The sequence below is a fragment of the Amycolatopsis sp. NPDC004378 genome (assembly GCF_053602455.1).
This window is the reverse complement of record NZ_JBSGDR010000001.1, coordinates 19,168-37,111: the sequence shown is the minus strand read 5'-3', so window position 1 is coordinate 37,111 and position 17,944 is coordinate 19,168. Positions and strand designations below refer to the sequence as shown.

15 protein-coding genes are annotated in these 17,944 nt (G+C 71.7%); 13 read left to right on the top strand and 2 right to left on the bottom strand.

Features of this window, described 5'->3' with window-relative positions:
* Positions 1–25 precede the first annotated feature (25 nt).
* Positions 26–865, bottom strand: a complete 840-nt coding sequence (locus tag ACWEN0_RS00175) for an ABC transporter permease (RefSeq protein ID WP_451967491.1) — start codon at positions 863–865, stop codon at positions 26–28.
* Entirely contained in the window at positions 862–1,791 is a 930-nt protein-coding gene (locus ACWEN0_RS00170; protein ID WP_451967489.1) for an ATP-binding cassette domain-containing protein, read from the bottom strand. The genes ACWEN0_RS00175 and ACWEN0_RS00170 overlap by 4 nt, the downstream gene beginning before the upstream one ends.
* 245 nt (positions 1,792–2,036) lie before the next feature.
* On the opposite strand from ACWEN0_RS00170, the gene ACWEN0_RS00165 reads away from it, so the two are divergent.
* From ACWEN0_RS00165 to ACWEN0_RS00105, 13 genes are all read left to right on the top strand, one after another.
* On the top strand, positions 2,037–3,617 hold the full coding sequence (locus ACWEN0_RS00165; protein ID WP_451967487.1) for a DUF6801 domain-containing protein: 1,581 nt from the start codon (positions 2,037–2,039) through the stop codon (positions 3,615–3,617).
* Between the two features lie 112 nt (positions 3,618–3,729).
* Entirely contained in the window at positions 3,730–4,449 is a 720-nt protein-coding gene (locus ACWEN0_RS00160; protein ID WP_451967485.1) for a hypothetical protein, read from the top strand.
* Positions 4,446–5,231: an MlaE family ABC transporter permease gene (locus ACWEN0_RS00155; RefSeq protein ID WP_451967483.1), complete on the top strand. Its 786-nt coding sequence runs from the start codon at positions 4,446–4,448 to the stop codon at positions 5,229–5,231. Before ACWEN0_RS00160 ends, ACWEN0_RS00155 begins: the two co-directional genes overlap by 4 nt.
* Positions 5,232–6,047, top strand: a complete 816-nt coding sequence (locus ACWEN0_RS00150; RefSeq protein ID WP_451967481.1) for an MlaE family ABC transporter permease — start codon at positions 5,232–5,234, stop codon at positions 6,045–6,047.
* Positions 6,044–7,240, top strand: a complete 1,197-nt coding sequence (locus ACWEN0_RS00145) for an MCE family protein (protein ID WP_451967479.1) — start codon at positions 6,044–6,046, stop codon at positions 7,238–7,240. The genes ACWEN0_RS00150 and ACWEN0_RS00145 overlap by 4 nt, the downstream gene beginning before the upstream one ends.
* Complete coding sequence (locus ACWEN0_RS00140) at positions 7,237–8,253, top strand: MCE family protein (RefSeq protein ID WP_451967477.1); 1,017 nt, start codon at positions 7,237–7,239, stop codon at positions 8,251–8,253. Before ACWEN0_RS00145 ends, ACWEN0_RS00140 begins: the two co-directional genes overlap by 4 nt.
* On the top strand, positions 8,250–9,260 hold the full coding sequence (locus tag ACWEN0_RS00135) for an MCE family protein (RefSeq protein ID WP_451967475.1): 1,011 nt from the start codon (positions 8,250–8,252) through the stop codon (positions 9,258–9,260). The genes ACWEN0_RS00140 and ACWEN0_RS00135 overlap by 4 nt, the downstream gene beginning before the upstream one ends.
* The gene (locus tag ACWEN0_RS00130) at positions 9,260–10,258 is read left to right on the top strand and encodes an MCE family protein (RefSeq protein WP_451967473.1); all 999 of its coding nucleotides are present in this window, start codon (positions 9,260–9,262) and stop codon (positions 10,256–10,258) included. The genes ACWEN0_RS00135 and ACWEN0_RS00130 overlap by 1 nt, the downstream gene beginning before the upstream one ends.
* Positions 10,255–11,226, top strand: coding sequence for an MCE family protein (locus ACWEN0_RS00125; RefSeq protein WP_451967471.1), 972 nt, complete (start codon positions 10,255–10,257; stop codon positions 11,224–11,226). Before ACWEN0_RS00130 ends, ACWEN0_RS00125 begins: the two co-directional genes overlap by 4 nt.
* Positions 11,226–12,332, top strand: coding sequence for an MlaD family protein (locus ACWEN0_RS00120; protein ID WP_451967469.1), 1,107 nt, complete (start codon positions 11,226–11,228; stop codon positions 12,330–12,332). The genes ACWEN0_RS00125 and ACWEN0_RS00120 overlap by 1 nt, the downstream gene beginning before the upstream one ends.
* Positions 12,329–12,826, top strand: coding sequence for a hypothetical protein (locus ACWEN0_RS00115; protein ID WP_451967467.1), 498 nt, complete (start codon positions 12,329–12,331; stop codon positions 12,824–12,826). The genes ACWEN0_RS00120 and ACWEN0_RS00115 overlap by 4 nt, the downstream gene beginning before the upstream one ends.
* On the top strand, positions 12,823–13,410 hold the full coding sequence (locus ACWEN0_RS00110) for a hypothetical protein (RefSeq protein ID WP_451967465.1): 588 nt from the start codon (positions 12,823–12,825) through the stop codon (positions 13,408–13,410). Before ACWEN0_RS00115 ends, ACWEN0_RS00110 begins: the two co-directional genes overlap by 4 nt.
* Positions 13,407–17,828 carry an acyltransferase domain-containing protein gene (locus ACWEN0_RS00105; protein WP_451967463.1) on the top strand — a complete coding sequence of 1,474 codons (4,422 nt, stop codon included), beginning with the start codon at positions 13,407–13,409 and terminating at the stop codon, positions 17,826–17,828. The genes ACWEN0_RS00110 and ACWEN0_RS00105 overlap by 4 nt, the downstream gene beginning before the upstream one ends.
* Positions 17,829–17,944: the final 116 nt, after the last annotated feature.

Sequence of the window (17,944 nt, the reverse complement as noted above, 5' to 3'; positions counted from 1 at the left end):
CCAATCACGTGTGATGCCTGCTCAATCACGTGTGATGCCCGTTGCGGAAGGTGTGGGCCGCCAGGGCTGAGCCCGCGACGGCGGCCGCGGCCGCGATCAGCAGGGCCGCGGCCAGGGACCAGCCGATCGGACGGGCCAGCGCCAGGGCGCGGGTCGCGTCGATCGCGTACGTCAGGGGGTTCACCGCCGAGACCGCGCGGACCCACGCCGGCATCGTGTCCAGGGGCATGTACGCGCTCGAGGAGAACATCAGCAGGAACATCACGATGAACGACGCCGCCTGCAGTGTCTCGGCTTTGCGCAGCCACGTCGTGATCGCGACGAACACCCAGCTCAGGCACCAGCCGACCACCAGCGTCAAGACCAGCGCCAGACCCAGGCCGAGCACCCCGCCGGCCGGGCGGAAACCCAGGAAGACCACGCTCGCCAGCGCCGTCACGACCAGCTGGACGCCCAGGCGGGCCGAGTCGGCCAGCGTCCGGGCCACCAGCACCGAGAACAGCGAGATCGGCAGGCAGCGCAGCCGTCCGGTGAAGCCGCCGTAGATCTCCGCCAGCAGGCCCGCGCCCGAGCTCATCGCCGTCGTCATCGCGATGTTGACCAGAGTCGCCGGCACCAGGAAGTTCACGTAACCCTGGTACGCCGCGACCCCCGGCAGCGCCCCGACGCCGCTGAACACCTGGCTGAACAGCAAAAGCAGCACCACCGGCTGCGCCAGTCCGAAGAAGACCAGCCGCCGGTCGCCGAACGCCGTCCGCAGGGACCGGGCCGCCAGCACGCGGACCTGCGTCCAGAACCCCGATTCCGGCCACGCCGCGGGATCGGCGAGCGCGCTCACGGCCGCACGGTGCCGGGCCTGCGTCACGACGCCGTCCGGTGCAGGGAGAGGTAGACGTCGTCGAGCGTCGGCTCGGTCACGGTGAGGTCCCGCAGCGGGGCGCCGGCCGCGTCGAGCGCGCGCACCACCACCGGGATGTCGCCCGGGCCGCTCAACGGCACCGAGAGCACCAGCCCGGCACGGGCCGCCACGAGCCCGAGGTGGGTCAACGCGCTCGCCGCGCGCCGCAACGCGAGTTCGGTGCCGAAGGCCAGCGTCGCCGTCCGGTTGCCGAGGCGGGCCTTGAGCTGCGCCGGCGTCCCCGACGTCGTGATGTGCCCGAGGCCGAGGACGACGACGTGGTCGGCCAGCCGGTCGGCCTCTTCGAGGTACTGCGTCGTCAGCACGACCGTCGTGCCGCGGGCCGCGAGCCCTTCGACGACCGTCCACAGCCCGGCGCGGCTCACCGGGTCGAGGCCGGTGGTCGGCTCGTCGAGGAACAGCACCTGCGGCGCGCCGACGAGCCCCGCGGCCAGGTCCAGCCGCCGCCGCATGCCGCCGGAGTAGGTGCCGGCGGGCCGGTCGGCCGCGTCCTCGAGCCCGAACGCCGCGATCAGCTCCGCGGCCCGGGCCTGCGCTTGACGCGGCTTCGCGCCCAGCAGCCGGGCGATCAGGACGAGGTTCCCGCGCCCGGACAGGGCGTCGTCGACCGCGGCGAACTGCCCGGTGACGCCGATCCGCCGCCGGACCGCGCGCCCGCGCTGCACGACGTCGTAGCCGCAGACGCGGGCGCTGCCGGCACTCGGCCGGACGCGCGTGCTGAGGATGTCGATCAGGGTGGTCTTCCCGGCGCCGTTGTGGCCGAGGACGGCCAGCACGGTGCCGCGGGCGACGCTGAGGCTGATCCCGGCGAGCGCGGTGACTTCACCGTAGGTTTTCGCGAGATCCGTCACGGCGATGACCGGCTGGTTCATGGTTCCCTCCGTGGAAAAAGGTATCGGGAGGCGGCCGGAAAGAGCAAGAAGATCGCCGCCGTCCGCCGTGCGCGTGACAATTTTCGCGAAGCGGGACCGCACGCGCGTGATAAAGGCTGACCTGCGTCAACTTTCCTGGTGAGGGCGATCCCTCGTGCGTGACAAAGAATTCACGGCCGCTTGTCCGTGTGGAAACACGGAGGTACTTTTCGCAGAAATTCCCCCATTCCCCGAGGTGACGAGCCGTGAGATTTTCGTGGAAGTCGAGAAAGCCCGCCTACGGCCTGGCCGCCGCGACGGTCGCGGGTGTGGCGGCGACCGTGGCGCTGGTCGGGGCGGGGCCGACCCAGGCCGCGCCGGTGAGCCTGACGCTGAACTACAACTGCCCGTTCCCGCTGATCGGCGACCAGGTCCTGACGGTCAAGATCGACACCAACCTGCCCGACGACGCCGTCGCGGGCGCGTCGTCGACCCCGATCACCTTCGACGTCGACGTCACCGTGCCGGAGACCGCGACCGAGGGCCTGGCGCTCGTCGGAGCGACCTCTTTGGACGGTTCGGCCAAGGCCGCGGCCCAGCTCAAGTACCCGGTCGACAAGACGCTGAACCTGAACCTGCCGTTGACCATCGCCTCGACGCCGGTGCCGCCCTCGGGCGCGTTCCACGTCAAGAGCAGCGGCAAGGCGCCGGCCGTGACGTTCCCGAGCCCCGGCACCGCGTCGGTGACGGTCGGGAACTTCAGCACCACGATGACCCCGCGCACCGCGGCCGGCCAGCCGACCGACCTCGGCACGTTCACCTCGGACTGCGTCGCGGTCCCGGGCCAGAACCAGCAGCTGGGCACGTTCGAGATCAAGCCGGCGGGCGGCACGACGACGCCGACGACCCCCACCACGCCGACGACCCCCACCACGCCGACGACCCCCACCACGCCGACGACCCCGACCACGCCGACGACTCCCACGACCGAGCCCACGACCCCAACGACGGAACCCACGACTCCGACCACGGAGCCGACGACGCCGACCACGCCGACAACGGAACCCACCACTCCGACCACGGAGCCGACGACTCCGACGACTCCCACGACGGAGCCGACGACCCCGACCACGGAGCCGACGACCCCGACGACGGAACCCACGACTCCGACGACTCCCACGACGGAGCCCACCACCCCGACCACGGAGCCGACGACCGAGCCGACCACTCCGACCACCGAGCCCACGACGCCGACCACGCCGACGACGGAGCCGACCACCCCGACGACGCCCACCACCGAACCGACCACGCCGACGACCCAGCCGACCACGCCGCCGGGCGGCATCGAGGTCAAGTACTCGGTCAAGGGCAAGTCGGCGCTCAAGCAGCTGCACGCCACGCTCCCGCTCGGCCCCGGCACGCTCGATGCGAAGCTCGACGCCGCGTCCGGCAGGTTCGGCGCCCAGCTCGCCCTGCCTAAGTCGGACGTGAACTTCCGCGTGCTCGGCTTCATCCCGGCGTCGGCGACCGTGAAGCTCGACCAGGTCGGCGCGATCGACGGCACGCTGACCGGCGGCGCGGTCAAGGCGAACGCGCAGATGGACGTCCAGCTCACCAAGGTCCGCGTGTTCGGCTTCCCGATCCTGACGTCGAACTCGTGCCACACGGTCAGGCCCGCGGCCGTCCCGCTGGTCTCGGCGGCCGGGTTCGACCCGCTCAAGGGCGGCAAGCTGACCGCGACCTACGACATCCCGCGGTTCACCGGCTGCGGCTTCCTGACCGGGCTCATCACCGGCCTCACCTCCGGTCCGGGCAACAAGCTGGAGGTGACCCTCACCAAGAAGTGAACTCGTCACGCGGAAACGCAGACCCGCGTGACAAGAATACGAAAAGCCTTGTGGCGCAACGAGAATCGTCAGTAGCTTCGGAAAGGACCGCTCCCTCGATGAGGTATTTCGGATGCTGACCCGGTTCTCGTTGCCCCTCGTGCTGGTGCTCGCGGCGTTCTCGCTGGGGGCGGCGCAAGCCGCGCCCGGCGAGACGCCGTCCCAGCCCGCCGCGGCGACGGAGATCCCCTTCGGCTTCACCCTCGGCGACGCCCAGCAGCCGACCACGAGTCACGTCGCCAAGCTCGGTTCCGACATCGCCTTCCCGCCGGGCACCTTCGACGGCACCCTCGGCGGGCTCACCAGCACCGTGCCCATCAAGGGGAAGCTGGCCATCCCGCCGGCCGACGGCTACTTCGTCGCGTTCCGGTTCATGGCCACCACGGGCCGGGTCGAGATCGTCCCGGACGGCGACGCGACGGGCACGGCCACGGTGAAGACCGGCAAGGACACCAACTGCAAGGCCACGCAGACGAACATCTGCGCCGACACCGACGTCACCGCGAAGGTGTTCATCAAGCTGTCGGACGTCGCAGTGGACGGCAAGGCCCTGGACGTCGGAAGCGACTGCCGAACGGCGCAGCCCGCCGCGGTGACCATCAAGGCCCTGGTGCCGATTTCGCTGCCGGCCCCGCCGGTGAAGGTGACCTCCACCTTCACCACGCCGTCGTTCGCCGGGTGCGTCGGTCACGAAGACGTCAGCCGGCTGCTGACCGGGCTCGTTTCGGGGCCGGGCAACACGTTCGTTTCGAACCTCACCCTGCGGTGCTTCAGCAGCGGGTGCACGGCATGACGGTCCAGGTGCAGCAGCGGGCCGCGAACGGCCTCCGCGAATTCGGCCGCATGTGCGCCATGGGCCTCGACATCGTCCTCGCGATGGCCCGCCGCCCGTACCAGGTGCGCGAGTTCGTCCAGCAGTTCTGGTTCATCGCCAGCGTGTCCATCACGCCCGCGATCCTCGTCTCGATCCCGTTCGGCGCGGTGATTTCGCTGCAGCTCGGCTCGCTCACCAGCCAGATCGGCGCGCAGCAGTTCAACGGCGCGGCGAGCGTGCTGGCCGTCGTGCAGCAGGCGAGCCCGATCGTGACGACGCTGATCATCGCGGGCGCCGGCGGCAGCGCGATCTGCGCCGACCTCGGCGCACGCAGCATCCGCGAGGAGATCGACGCGATGGAGGTGCTCGGCGTCTCGCCGATCCACCGGCTGATCGTGCCCCGTGTGCAGGCCGCCATCGGCGTGTCCGTGCTGCTGAACGGCCTGGTCAGCGTGGTCGGCGTGCTCGGCGGCTACTTCTTCAACGTGATCATCCAGGGTGGGACGCCGGGTGCGTACCTGGCCAGCTTCAACGCGCTCGCGCAGCTGCCCGACCTCGTCGTCAGCTCGGTGAAGGCGGTGATCTTCGGCTACCTCGCCGGGGTAGTCGCCTCCTACCGCGGCCTCAACCCCAAGGGCGGGCCGAAGGGCGTCGGCGACGTCGTCAACCAGTCCGTCGTCATCACCTTCCTGCTGCTGTTCTTCGTCAACACCGTGCTGACCGCGCTGTACCTGCAGCTCGTCCCCGCGAAGGGAACCTGAGTGGCCATCCTCGGCAAACCCGGCGACCGGCTGTTCGACCTCGGCGACCAGCTGCTCTTCTACGTCCGCGCGCTCGCGGCGATCCCGCTGGCGGTGACCCGCTACTTCCGCGAGGTGGTGCGGCTGCTGGCCGAGGTGACGTTCGGCAGCGGCGCGCTCGCGGTGATCGGCGGCACCATCGGCGTGATGGTCGGGCTGTGCGTGTTCACCGGCGTCACCGTGGGCCTGCAGGGCTTCAGCGCGCTGAACCAGATCAACATCTCGGCCATGACGGGCTTCCTCACCGCGTACTTCAACACGCGCGAGATCGCGCCGCTCGTCGCCGGGCTCGCCCTTTCGTCCACTGTGGGCAGTGGGTTCACCGCGCAGCTCGGCGCGATGCGGATCTCCGAAGAGATCGACGCGCTCGAAGTCATGGCCGTGCGGAGCATGCCGTACCTGGTCACCACGCGGATCGTCGCCGGGTTCATCGCGATCATCCCGTTGTACGTCATCGGGTTGCTGATCTCCTACCTCGGCTCGCGGCTGACCACGGTCGTCTTCTTCGGACAGTCCGGCGGCACCTACGACCACTACTTCACGCTGTTCCTGCCGCCGGGTGACGTCCTGTGGTCGTTCGGCAAGGTGCTCGTCTTCAGCGTCGGCGTGATCCTGACGCACTGCTTCTACGGCTACCGCGCGTCCGGCGGTCCGGCAGGCGTCGGGGTCGCGGTCGGCCGGGCCGTGCGGACGTCGATCGTGCTGATCAGCGTGCTCGACCTGTTCCTGTCGCTGGCCATCTGGGGTGCCACGACGACGGTGAAGGTGTCCGGATGAGCCGGCTGCGGACACAGCTCGCCGGGGTCGCGTTCCTCGGCGTGCTGGTGCTGCTCGGCTACCTCGCCGTGGCGATCTACGACAAGGACTTCGACGACTCCGAGCTGGTGACGCTGCGGGCGGACCGGGTCGGCAACCAGCTCGCGCCGACCGCCGAGGTCAAGGTCAAGGGCGTGCCGTTCGGGGAGGTGCGGGCGGTGCGCAGCTCGGGCACGGGTGCCGAGATCGACCTGGCCCTCGACCCGGCGAAGATCGGGATGCTGCCCGAGAACGTCTCCGCGCGGCTGCTGCCGAAGACGGTGTTCGGCGAACGGTACGTCAACCTCGTGCTGCCGGACCGTCCACAGGGGACGCTCCGGGCCGGGGACGTGATCGGGCAGGACCGCTCGGCGAACGCGATCGAGCTGGAACGCGTCCTCGGCGACCTGCTGCCCCTGCTGCGCGCGGTACAGCCGCAGAAGCTGAACAGCTCGCTCGGCGCGATTTCGCAGGCCCTCGACAACCGCGGCGAGCCGATCGGCGACAGCATCGTCAAGCTGCAGGACCTGCTGGCCCAGGTGAACCCGCTGATGCCGCAGTTCAAAGCGGACATCACCGGCCTGGCGAACGCGGCCGACGTCTACACGACCGCCGCGCCGGACATCCTGCAGGCGCTGACCGACCTGTCGACCACGGCGAAGACCATTGTGGACACCCGGGCGGACCTCGACAACCTCTACACGAGTGTCACGAGTGCCACCGGGCACCTGAACGACTTCCTCCGCAAGAACAAGGACAACATCATCGGCGTCTCCGTCGAAAGCCGTCCGTCGCTGGAGCTGCTGGCGAAGTACTCGCCGGAGTTCCCGTGCCTGTTCGACGCGGTGAACCGGCTCAAGCCGCTGATGGAGAAGGCCCTCGGCAAGGGCACGAACGAGCCGGGCCTGCACGTGACGCTCACCGTGCAGGACCCGCGCGCCAAGTACGTGCCCGGCCGCGACAACCCGCGGTACGACGCCACCGGCGGCCCCAAGTGCTACGGCGGCGGAGCGGCGGCACCGGGGGCGACCGACGGCGACCTCGGCCCGGCGAACTCACCGGGGGAACGGCAGCTCGTCGCCGAGGTGCTGAAGCCGACGCTCGGGGACGTGCCGGACTGGAGCAGTGTCCTGATCGGACCGGCGTTGCGCGGAACGGAGGTGACCGTCCGATGAGGAGCGTCGCGGGCCCCGCGATCAAGGGGCTGATCTTCTTCGTGGTCACGGCCGTCGCCACCGGGGTCCTGGCGATCACGATCGCCAACTCGAGCGTCGGCGCGACCATCGGGTACACAGCCCGCTTCACCGACGCGACGTCCGTCAACCCCGGCGACGAGGTTCGCATGGCCGGCGTCCGGATCGGCCAGGTCGACGACGTGCACGTCGTGGAACACCGGCTGGCCGACGTCGCGTTCTCCGTCGACCGCACGCACCGGCTGACGGCGTCGGCCTCGGTCACCATCCGCTACCGCAACCTCGTCGGGCAGCGGTACCTCTCGGTCGACCCGGGCGCCACCGACACGTCGCCGACCCTCGCCGAGGGGGCGCAGATCCCCTTGGAACGGACCAAGCCGGCGCTCGACCTCACCGCGTTGTTCAACGGCTTCAAGCCGCTCTTCCAGGCGCTGTCGCCCACCGACGTCAACCAGCTGTCGTTCGAGATCATCCAGGTCCTGCAGGGCGAGGGCAGCACGATCGAAAGCCTGTTGCAGCACACGGCTTCGCTGACGTCCACATTGGCCGGCAAGGACGCCGTGATCGGCCAGGTGATCGGCAACCTCAACACCGTCCTCGACACCGTGAACGCCCAGGGCGACCAGTTCGACGCGCTCGTCGACACGACGTCGCAGCTGGTCACCGGCCTGGCCGCGGACGCGAAGCCGATCGGACAGGCGATCGGTGGCCTGGGCGAGCTGACCACGGCGACGGCCGGTCTGCTGCAGGACGGGCGTCAGCCGCTCAAGGACAGCATCACCGCGCTCGGCGACCTGTCGAAGAACCTGGCCGACAACACCCCGGTGTTCCAGCAGTTCATCGACAACCTGCCGAAGAAGCTCGACCGCATCGGCACGCTCTTCTCCTACGGCTCGTGGGCCAACTTCTACCTGTGCTCGGTCGACACCGACGCGAAACCGGCGCCGGGCGGCCCGCCGCCGGGCATCCCCGTCACGGCTGCGAGGTGCCGGTGAAACCGCCCCGCATCAAGCCGTTCCGCAGCCGCAACCCGATCGCCGTCGGGGCGGTGACGGCGCTGGTCATGGCGCTCGTCGGCAGCGCGACGTTCTTCTCCGACGACCTGCCGATCATCGGCGGCGGCACGACGTACAGGGCGGAGTTCCACGAGGCCGCCGGCCTCAAGCCGAACGACGAAGTCCGCGTCGCCGGAGTGAAGGTCGGCGAGGTCAACGACGTCCGGCTGGCCGGTGACCACGTCGAGGTGCTGTTCCGGGTCAAGGACACCTGGGTCGGCAACCGGACGACGGCGGCGATCAAGATCAAGACGCTGCTCGGCCAGAAGAACCTCGTGCTCGACCCGGTCGGCAACGCCGAGCTGAACCCGGACCAGCCGATCCCGGTCGAGCGGACGAGCTCGCCCTACGACGTCACCGAGGTGTTCAACGACCTGGCCAGCACGGTCGGGGCGATCGACACGAACCAGCTCGCGCAGGCGTTCCGGGTGCTGTCGGACACGCTCGGCGCGTCGGCGCCGCAGGACGTGCGCACCGCCTTCGACGGCATCGCCGCCTTGTCGCAAACGCTTGCGTCCCGGGACGACGAGCTCGTGAAGCTGTTCCAGAACACCAACCAAGTGTCCAAGACGCTCGGCGAACGCTCCGGCCAGATCCAGGCGCTGATCCGCGACGGGAACACGCTGCTCACCGAACTCAACGCCCGCAAGGACGCCATCGCGAAGCTGTTCACCGGCATCAAGGACCTGGCGATCCAGCTGCGCGGGCTCGTCGCCGACAACCAGAAGACGCTCGGCCCGGCGCTCGACCAGCTCGACCGCGTCGCCACCGTGCTGCAGCAGAACCAGGGGAAGCTGGAGGACAGCCTGCGCCTGGCCGGCCCGTTCTACCGGCTGCTCGGCAACGCCGTCGGCAACGGCCGGTGGATCGACACCTACATCTGCGGGCTCATCCCCACCGGCACCACGCCGGGCAGCTGCCTGCCGCCCAAGAACGGGGGACGCTGATGGCGCACCAGCTCATCGACCTGGGAGCCCGGGCACGACGGCGCACGCGGATGCGGGCCCTCACCCTCGGCGTACTGCTCGCACTGGTCGTCTCGGCCGCTTGGCCCGTGGTCACCGCACCCGCCGAACGCACGCTGACCGCGTACTTCGCCGCCGCCGTGGGGATCTACCCGAACTCCGACGTCCGGGTGCTGGGTGTCGCCATCGGGTCGGTGTCCGAAGTGGAGCCGAACGGCACCGACGTCAAGGTGACCATGACCTTGCGGCCCGACGTCCAGCTCCCGGCCGACGCCGGGGCCGTCGTCATCACCCCGAGCCTGGTCGCCGACCGGTACGTGCAGATCACGCCCGTCTACCGCGGTGGGCCGCGGCTGGCCGACGGCGCGTCGATCCCGCGGGAGCGCACCGCGACGCCGGTCGAGGTCGACGACCTGCTGCACAGCCTGAACCAGCTGATGACGGCGCTCGGCCCGCAGGGCGCCAACAAGGACGGCGCGGTCAGCGAGGTGCTGACCAAGTCGGCTGAGTACCTGAACGGCAACGGGCAGACCATCGGCACGGCGATCAAGAACCTCGGCGAGTTCGCCCGGGCGGCAAGCGACTCGAAGGACGACCTGTTCAGTTCGGTCGACAACATCAGCAAGTTCACCGCGATGCTCGCCGCGAACGACGGGCAGGTGAAGCAGGCCATCTCGCAGATCGCGTCGCTGAGCAAGGTTCTCGCCGACCAGCGCGACCAGTTCTCCGGCGCGCTGACCGAGCTGACCCAGGCGCTGGGCGTCGTGCAGGGCTTCATCAAGGACAACCGCGGCAAGGTCCAGTCCGATGTGGACAAGCTCGCCGGCGTCACCAAGGTGCTGGTCGACCAGAAGGACTCGCTTTCCGAGGCCCTCCAAGCCGCCCCGAACGCCCTGACGAACCTCCTCGGCGCCTACGACCAGGCCAACGGGACCATCGACGGCCGCGGCAACCTCCTCGAGTTCGCGGAGCCGAAATGAAGTCCCTGGTCAAGCTCGCCGCGGTGGTGACCCTCGCGCTGGTCACCACCGGCTGCGGCCGCGGCGTGAGCGTCTACGACATCCCGCTGCCAGGCGGCGCCGCGCTCGGCGACCACCCGATCCACGTCACCGCGAGCTTCACCAACGTGCTCGACCTGGTGCCGCAGTCCGGGGTCAAGGTCAACGACGTCCCGGTCGGGCAGGTCGTCAAGGTCGAACTGGCACCGGACGGGCACAGCGCGCTCGTCGACCTGCTCGTCAACGGCGACGTCGACCTGCCGGGCAACGCCGTCGCGCGGCTGCGGCAGGCGAGCATCCTCGGCGAGAAGTTCGTCGAACTGGCCCCGCCGGACGACGCGACGCCGTCGGGCCGGCTGCTCGACGGCGCGAACATCCCGCTCGACCGGTCCACGCTGACCCCGGAGATCGAGGAAGTCTTCGGCGCGCTTTCGTTGCTGCTCAACGGCGGTGGGGTGGCGCAGGTCCAGAACATCAGCCACCAGCTCAACGCCGCCCTCGGCGGCCGCGAAACCGCGGCCCGCAGCCTGCTGTCCAGTTTGGACGCCTTCGTGAAGGGGCTCGACGAGCACCGCACGGAGATCACGCGGGCCATCGAGAGCGTCAACAAGCTGGCGCAGACGCTGAACGCGCACACCGGCCAGATCACCACGACGCTCAACGGCCTCACCCCCGGCATCAGCGTCCTCGACCAGCAGAAGGAAGCCCTGGTCGGGATGCTCAAGTCGCTCGACGGCCTGACGTCGGTCGCCGTCGACACGGTGAACCGGAGCAAGGACGACCTCGTCGCCGACCTCAAGGCGCTCGAACCCCTGCTCCGGCGGCTGGCCGACTCCGGCGACAAGCTGCCGAAGGCCATGGAGATGATCTTCACCTTCCCGTTCCCGGACGCCGCGCTCGACACCATCCGCGGCGACTACCTCAACGGCTTCCTCAAGGTGGGGCACTGATGCTGACCCGGTTCGTGCGCGTGCAGGTGACGATCTTCGTCGTCATCGCCATGGTCGGCGTCGCGTACGTCGGCGCGACGTACGCGGGTCTCGACAAGGTTTTCTTCGACCGCGGCTACACCGTGAAGGCCCAGTTCCCGACCGGCGGCGGCATCTTCACCAACGCCGAGGTGACCTACCGCGGGGTGCCGATCGGCCGCGTCGGCGAGCTGCGGCTGACCCCCGCCGGGATGGAGGCCGACCTCGAGATCGACTCCGGCACGGCGCCCGTCCCGGCCGACACCGAAGCCGTCGTCGCCGACCGCTCGGCCGTCGGCGAGCAGTACGTCGACCTGCGGCCGCGTACCGACGGCGGGCCGAAGCTGCACGACGGGTCGCTGATCACGCAGGCCGACACGAAGATCCCGTTGCCGGTCGACGTCGTTTTGTCGACAGTGGACACCTTCGCCGACTCGGTGCCGAAGCCGGCGCTGCGCACGGTCGTCGACGAGCTGTACAACGCGACGTCCGACGCCGGCCCGGCGCTGGACCAGCTCGTCGGCCGCGGCATCGAGTTCGTGCAGGCCGCGAGCGCGCACGTCGCGCCGCTGACCCGGTTCGTCACCGACGCGCACGTCGTGCTCGACACCCAGGTGCAGCAGGCCGGCGCGATCCGCAGCTTCGGCGCGAACGCGAAGCTGCTCGCCTCGACGCTGAAGCAGTCCGACGGCGACCTGCGGACCCTCATCCCCGCCGTGCCCGCCGCGGCGAACGAGGTCGGCGCGCTGATCCGCGACTCCGGCCCGCAGCTGGGCGTGCTGCTGGCCAACCTGCTCACCACGGCGGACGTCCTCGAGGCCCGCCAGGACGGGCTCCGGCAGCTGCTGATCACCGCGCCGCAGGCGGTCGCCGCGGGCACCGCGGTGGTGCGGCCGGACGGCGCGCACTTCGGGCTGTCGCTGACCTTCTTCGACCCACCGCCGTGCACCACCGGGTACACGACGCCCTACCGCGACGGCCTCGACACCTCGGTCCGCCCGCTGAACACGGCCGCGCGCTGCGCGTTGCCGAAGGGTGACCCGACGGGCGTCAAGGGCTCGCAGAACGCACCAGGAGGACGGCCGTGAGAATCGTCGCGTGGCTGGCCGCGGTCGTGGCGACCGCCGCGGCCGGGTGGTCCGGGTTCACGTGGTGGCAGGCGGCGCACGACGACGGCGTCGCGCGGGCCGTCGTCCGGGAGGAAGCCCTGCAGGCGGGACGAACTGCGGTGGCCGGTCTGACCACTTTGGACTACCACCGGGCGGCGCCGGGGTACCAGCGCTGGCTGGATCTCTCCGGTGGCGCCCTGCACGACGAGCTGGCCGCGGACCGTCAGGGCAGTCTCGACCGGATCGCGCAGGCGAAGACCGTCACCACCGGCAAGGTGACCGACGCGGCGGTGACCGAAGTGGACACCGGCGCGGGCACCGCGAAGCTGATCGCTTCGGTCGAGCTCGTGGTGACACCGGACGGCGGGGACGCCGTGACCAAGCGCAACCGCTTCCAGGCCGACCTGACGCGCGGGCCGGACGGCTGGCACGTCACCGGCCTCGGCCAGGTCCCGACCGGGGAGGCACCGTGACCGTTCCGACGAAGAAACGCCTGGTGAAGGTCGCGGGCCGGCACCACGAACCGGCACCCGAGCCGGCAGAAGACCCGCCGGCGAAGCCGAAACGCCGAGCGCGGTGGGTGCCCGCGCTGATCGTCGTGGTGATGGCGGGGCTCGCCGTGTGGTTCACGCTCGAGGCGCGGGCCACGAACGCCGTCGTCGCGCACAACACGGCGCTCTCGGACGTCGCGGGCACGGCGGAGGCCGGGAAGCAGATCAGCGCGGCCCTCGGCACGCTCTTCTCCTACCGCTACGACCAGCCGGCGAAGAACGAACAGGCCGCGAAGGACCTGCTCACGGGCCCCGCGCTCGCGCAGTACGACCAGCTCTTCGGCCAGGTCCGCAAGCTGGCGGCCGACCAGAAGCTCGTGGTGACGTCGAGCGCCGTCGCGTCCGGGGTGAAACTGCTCGACGGCGACCGCGCGGCGCTGCTGGTGTTCCTCGACCAGACCGGCACGAGGGGCGACGGGCAGCACAGCACCGGGGCCGCCCAGCTGAGCGTCACGGCCGAACGCGTCGCCGGGAAGTGGCGCGTGACCGGGATGTCCGCCGCGTGAACGACCCCGCGGAGCTCCGGCGGTGGCTCACCGAGCGGCTCGCCGGCCTCGCCGGGGTCGCGCCGGAGGTCGTCGACGCCGGGGTCCCGATCGCCGAGCTGGGCCTGTCGTCCCGGGACGCGGTGACCGTCGCGGCCGAGCTCGGCGAACTGCTCGGCCGCGAGCCCGACCTCGGCCTGCTCGGGCGGTACCCGTCGATCACCGCGCTGGTCACGGCCCTGGCCCCGCCGGTCGCCCGGCCCGCGGAGCCGGTCGCGGTGCTCGGCGTCGGCGGCCGCCCCGAAGTGGCGGGCCCGGGCGCGTTCGACGCCGAGTTCTTCGGGGTCGGCCCGGCCGAGGCCGCGGCGATGGACCCGCGGCTGCGGATCCTCCTGGAGACGACGTGGGCCGCGCTCGAACACGCCGGCCTCCCGCCGGGCACGCTGCGCGGCAGCCGCACGGGCGTCTTCGTGGGCGTCGCCGGCCCCGCGTGGTTCGCGACCGGGCCGGGCATCGCCGACGGGGTGGCCGAGCGGTTCGACCTGCGCGGTCCGAGCCTGACCCTCGACGCGTCCGCGCTGGCGGCCGTGCACCAGGCCGTCCGCGCGCTGGCCGCGGGTGAAGCCGACCTGGTGCTGGCCGCCGGGGCGCACGTGATGTTCACGCCACCATCCGACGGCGAGGGGTGCGGCGTGGTGGTCCTCAAGCGGCTCGCCGACGCCCGGCGGGACGGCGACCGCGTGCTCGCCGTGGTCCGGGACAGCGCGATCGGCCGTTCGGCCGCACTCGGCCCGCGGGACTCCATCGACGTGAGCGGATCCGGTGCTGCGCAGGAGATCTTGGGCCTGATCGAAGTGGTGCGGTCGCTCTGGCACGACCGGCTGCCCCCGGGGATCGCGTGCGCCCGCGGCACGAACGCGCACGTCGTGCTCGAGGGGTGGCCGAAGCCCCTCGCCGCCACGCCCGGCTCGCGGTGGAACGGCCGGCCGCAGATCTTCACGGTGTCGGCCCGGTCGGAAACCGCGTTGCGCCGCCGCGCCGGCGATCTGGCGGACTGGCTGGCCGGGCCGGGACGCGGCACCGCGCCGGGCGATCTCGCCGCGACGCTCGCCCGGCGGCGCGACCAGCTGCCGTTGCGGGCCGCAGTGGTGACGTCGTCCCGCGGGGCGCTGATCGCGGGTCTGCGGGCGATGGCCGAAGGTGGGACCACAGTGGACGTCGTGCGGGGTACGGCCGGGCGCGGGCTGCCGCGCCCGGTCTTCGTCTTCCCGGGGTACGGCTCGCAGTGGCCGGCGATGGGCCGGCGGATGCTGGGTGCTGAGCCGGAGTTCCGGGCGGCGGTGGCCGCGCTGGAGCCGGTGTTCCTGGCCAAGGCCGGGTTTTCGCTGCGGGGCGCGCTGCGCCGGCCGCTCGGCGATCCCGCCGTGGTGGCGCCGCTGGTGTTCGGCCTGCAGGTCGCGCTGGCGGAGTGGTGGCGTGCGCACGGCGTCGAGCCCGCCGCCGTGGTCGGCCACTCCTCGGGGGAGGTCGCGGCCGCCGTCGTCGCGGGCGTGCTGGACGTCGGCGCGGGGCTCGACATCGTCGTCGGGGCGAAGCCGCCGCCGTTCCGCGCCCGGCCGGCCGCAGTTGCCTGGTACTCGAGCGGGCTCGACGACCCCCGTGCGGTGCCGGACTTCGACGCGGACTACCGGATTCTTCCGCCGGACCGGCCGGCGGCCCTCGCCGAAGCCATCGCCGCGGCGGTGGCCGACGGGTACCGGTGGTTCGTCGAGATCTCGCCGCACCCGATCGCGCTCCCGGTGGCCGAGCGGACTGGCGTCCGGACGCTGGCCACGCTCAGCCGTCGTGACGGTGAAGAAGACGCTTTCGCACGCTCGCTCGCCGAGCTGCACGTCGCCGGGCACCCGGCGGCCCTCGACCGGCGATACCCGGAGGCGCCCGTGCTCGACCTGCCACCCCCGCCGTGGGAGCGCCGGACGTTCCGGCCGCCGCGGCGGACCGTCGCCCATCCGCTGCTGGGCACGCGCGTCGAGGTGCCGGAGGAAGACCGGTCGCTGTGGCAGGCGGCGATCGCGCCGGACGCGCCCGAGTGTCACCGGGTGGACGGCGTGCCGGTGTTCCCGGCGACCGGGTTTCTCGAACTGGTCCTCGCCGGGGCGCGGGAGGTGCTGGGCACCGGCCGCGTCCGGGTCGACGGGCTCGAGGTGCACCGGCCCCTGGTGGTCACCGGGGAAACGGTGCTCAGCACGGAGATCCGTGCCGACGGCGCCGCCGTTGTGCGCGCGAAGGCGGGCGCGGCGTGGGTGCGTCACGCGACGGCCTGGGTGGCCGCGGACACCGATCCCGCGCCTTCCGCGCTGCCTGAGGGGGCTGCGCTCGAAGTGCCTTTCGAGTCCGGCTATGCGTTGCCCCCGGCGCTGGCGGACGCCTGTCTGGGAGTCGTCAATGGACGGTCACCGACGGGGTTCGGCCGGGTCCGGTTGCTCGGCGATCCGCGTCTCGGCGTGCGCTGCCTGACGGACGGTGTCCGGGCGGTGCAGCTCGTCGCCGCGGACGGCGAGGTCGTCGTGGACTTCGGCGACGTCCGTGCTCAGGACCCCGGTGGCGGTCCGCTCGCCGGGTTCGCGACGAGCTGGCCCGAGGTGCCGCTGCCGCCGGTCCCGCCGGGGGAACCGGGTTCTTGGCTGCTGCTCACCGACGAACACCCGGCCGCGCTCGGCCGGGCCGTCGCGCTGGCGCTGGCCCTGGCCGAAGCCGGGGACGAAGCGCTTTCGCTGCCGCAGGACGACCTCGACGAGCTGCCGGGGTTCCTCGCCGGGCGGGCGGTCCGCGGCGTCGTCTTCCTCACCGGGGCACCGCACGCGTACCACGACCCCGAGGACGCCCAGGACCTGTTGCTGTCCGTGCTTTCGGTCGTCGCGCGGCTCGGCTCCGGCGTCCGGTTCCACCTCGTCACGCAGTCGAGCGGCGAGCCGGGGCTGGTGTTCCTGCGCGGCCTCGTGCGGGTGCTCGCCTTCGACCGGCCGGGGCTGCGGGCGAGCCTCGTCGACTGCGACGCACGGTCCGATGTGGACGTTCTCGTGCGCGAGCTGCGTTCGGACGCGCCCGACGACGAAGTCCTTTGGCGCCACGACGTCCGGTACGCGGCGCGGCTGGAGCGCGTCCCGCTCGTCGACGGGGTTTCCGCCGGGCCCGGTGCGTACGTGATCACCGGTGCGCTCGGGTTGTCCACCGCGCGCTGGCTGGCGGACAACGGCGCGACGCGGATCGTCCTCCTGGGCGGTGGTGTCGAACTGTCCGAAGTGGACGTCGTGTCCGTTGCCGGGGACATCGCCGAGCCCGGCGTCGCGGAGCGGCTCGTCGCGGCGGCGACCGCGGACGGCCTGCCGCTGCGGGGAATCGTGCACGCGGCCGACGACAGCGGGTCGTTCTGGCGCGCCAAGGTCCTCGGCGCGCGCCGGCTGCACGAGGCGACTTCGGACGTGCTGCCGGACTGGTGGCTGTTGTACTCCTCGGCGGCGGCGTTGCTCGGCGCGCCCGGGCGGACGGCCGACGCCGTCGCGAACGCGTGGCTGGACGCGTTCGCCGCGTGGCGGCGCTCGCGAGGCCTGCCCGCGACGTCGGTGAACTGGGGCGCGGACGTCGTGGTGGACGCCTTGCCCGCGGTGCTGGCGGCGGACCGGCCGTCGGTCGGCGTCGCGCGGCTGGACGTCACGGTCCTCCCGGACCGGCCGTTCTTCTCGGCGCTGCCCCCACGGCGGCTCGCGGACATCTTCGCCGAGGTGCTCGGCCGCGAGGTGTCCCCGGACGTGCCGTTGATCGAGCTGGGCCTGGACTCCCTGACGGCGTCGCGTGCCCGGGCCGCGGCCGAGCGCGAACTGGGCCTCGTGCTGCCGGTGCCGTTGCTGCTGCGCGGCGCGCGCCTGGCCGACCTGACGGGGCCGTCACTGCGGGTCCTGCGTTCGGGCGACGGCGCGCCGCTGGTGGTGTTCGGCGAGCCCGGGACGTACCGGCCGCTGCTGGACCTGCTGGGCGGGATCCCTTGCTACGGCGTCGAAGCGGCCGATCCGGCTTCGTGCGTTCCGTTGCTGCGTGAGGGGTTGCCGTCCGGGCCGTACCGGCTGGCCGGCTGGGCGTCGGGCGGACGGCTGGCGTTCGAGACCGCACAGCGCCTGACGGCGCTCGGCGAGCGGGTCGACGTCGTGCTGCTCGTCGACCCGGACCCCCCGGCCGGCACCTCGCCGTACGCGGGCCGTGTCGTGCTGTTCCCCGCCTCCGCGGTCCACCCGGCCTGGACGTCGTCCTGCCCGGACCTGCACGTCGAGCCCGTCCCAGGCGACCACCGGTCCATGCTGGACCTACCGCACGTCGAGGTGCTGGCCAGGCACGTCGCGGCCGAACTCGCCGGCCGCACCACCCCCGGCCCCACCCCGGTCTGACCGTGATGCCCTCCCAATCACACGTGATGCCCTCCCAATCACACGTGGTGCCCCTCTGATCACGTGAGATGCCCCTCGCCGCACACCGGCCCGCGGTGCGGGAACGGGCATCACTC

Coding starts and splice junctions, on each gene's coding strand:
- ACWEN0_RS00170 (WP_451967489.1), bottom strand. CDS start 1,791: ATGAACCAGCCGGTCATCGCCGTGACGGATCTCGCGAAAACCTACGGT.
- ACWEN0_RS00160 (WP_451967485.1), top strand. CDS start 3,730: ATGCTGACCCGGTTCTCGTTGCCCCTCGTGCTGGTGCTCGCGGCGTTC.
- ACWEN0_RS00155 (WP_451967483.1), top strand. CDS start 4,446: ATGACGGTCCAGGTGCAGCAGCGGGCCGCGAACGGCCTCCGCGAATTC.
- ACWEN0_RS00145 (WP_451967479.1), top strand. CDS start 6,044: ATGAGCCGGCTGCGGACACAGCTCGCCGGGGTCGCGTTCCTCGGCGTG.
- ACWEN0_RS00140 (WP_451967477.1), top strand. CDS start 7,237: ATGAGGAGCGTCGCGGGCCCCGCGATCAAGGGGCTGATCTTCTTCGTG.
- ACWEN0_RS00130 (WP_451967473.1), top strand. CDS start 9,260: ATGGCGCACCAGCTCATCGACCTGGGAGCCCGGGCACGACGGCGCACG.
- ACWEN0_RS00125 (WP_451967471.1), top strand. CDS start 10,255: ATGAAGTCCCTGGTCAAGCTCGCCGCGGTGGTGACCCTCGCGCTGGTC.
- ACWEN0_RS00120 (WP_451967469.1), top strand. CDS start 11,226: ATGCTGACCCGGTTCGTGCGCGTGCAGGTGACGATCTTCGTCGTCATC.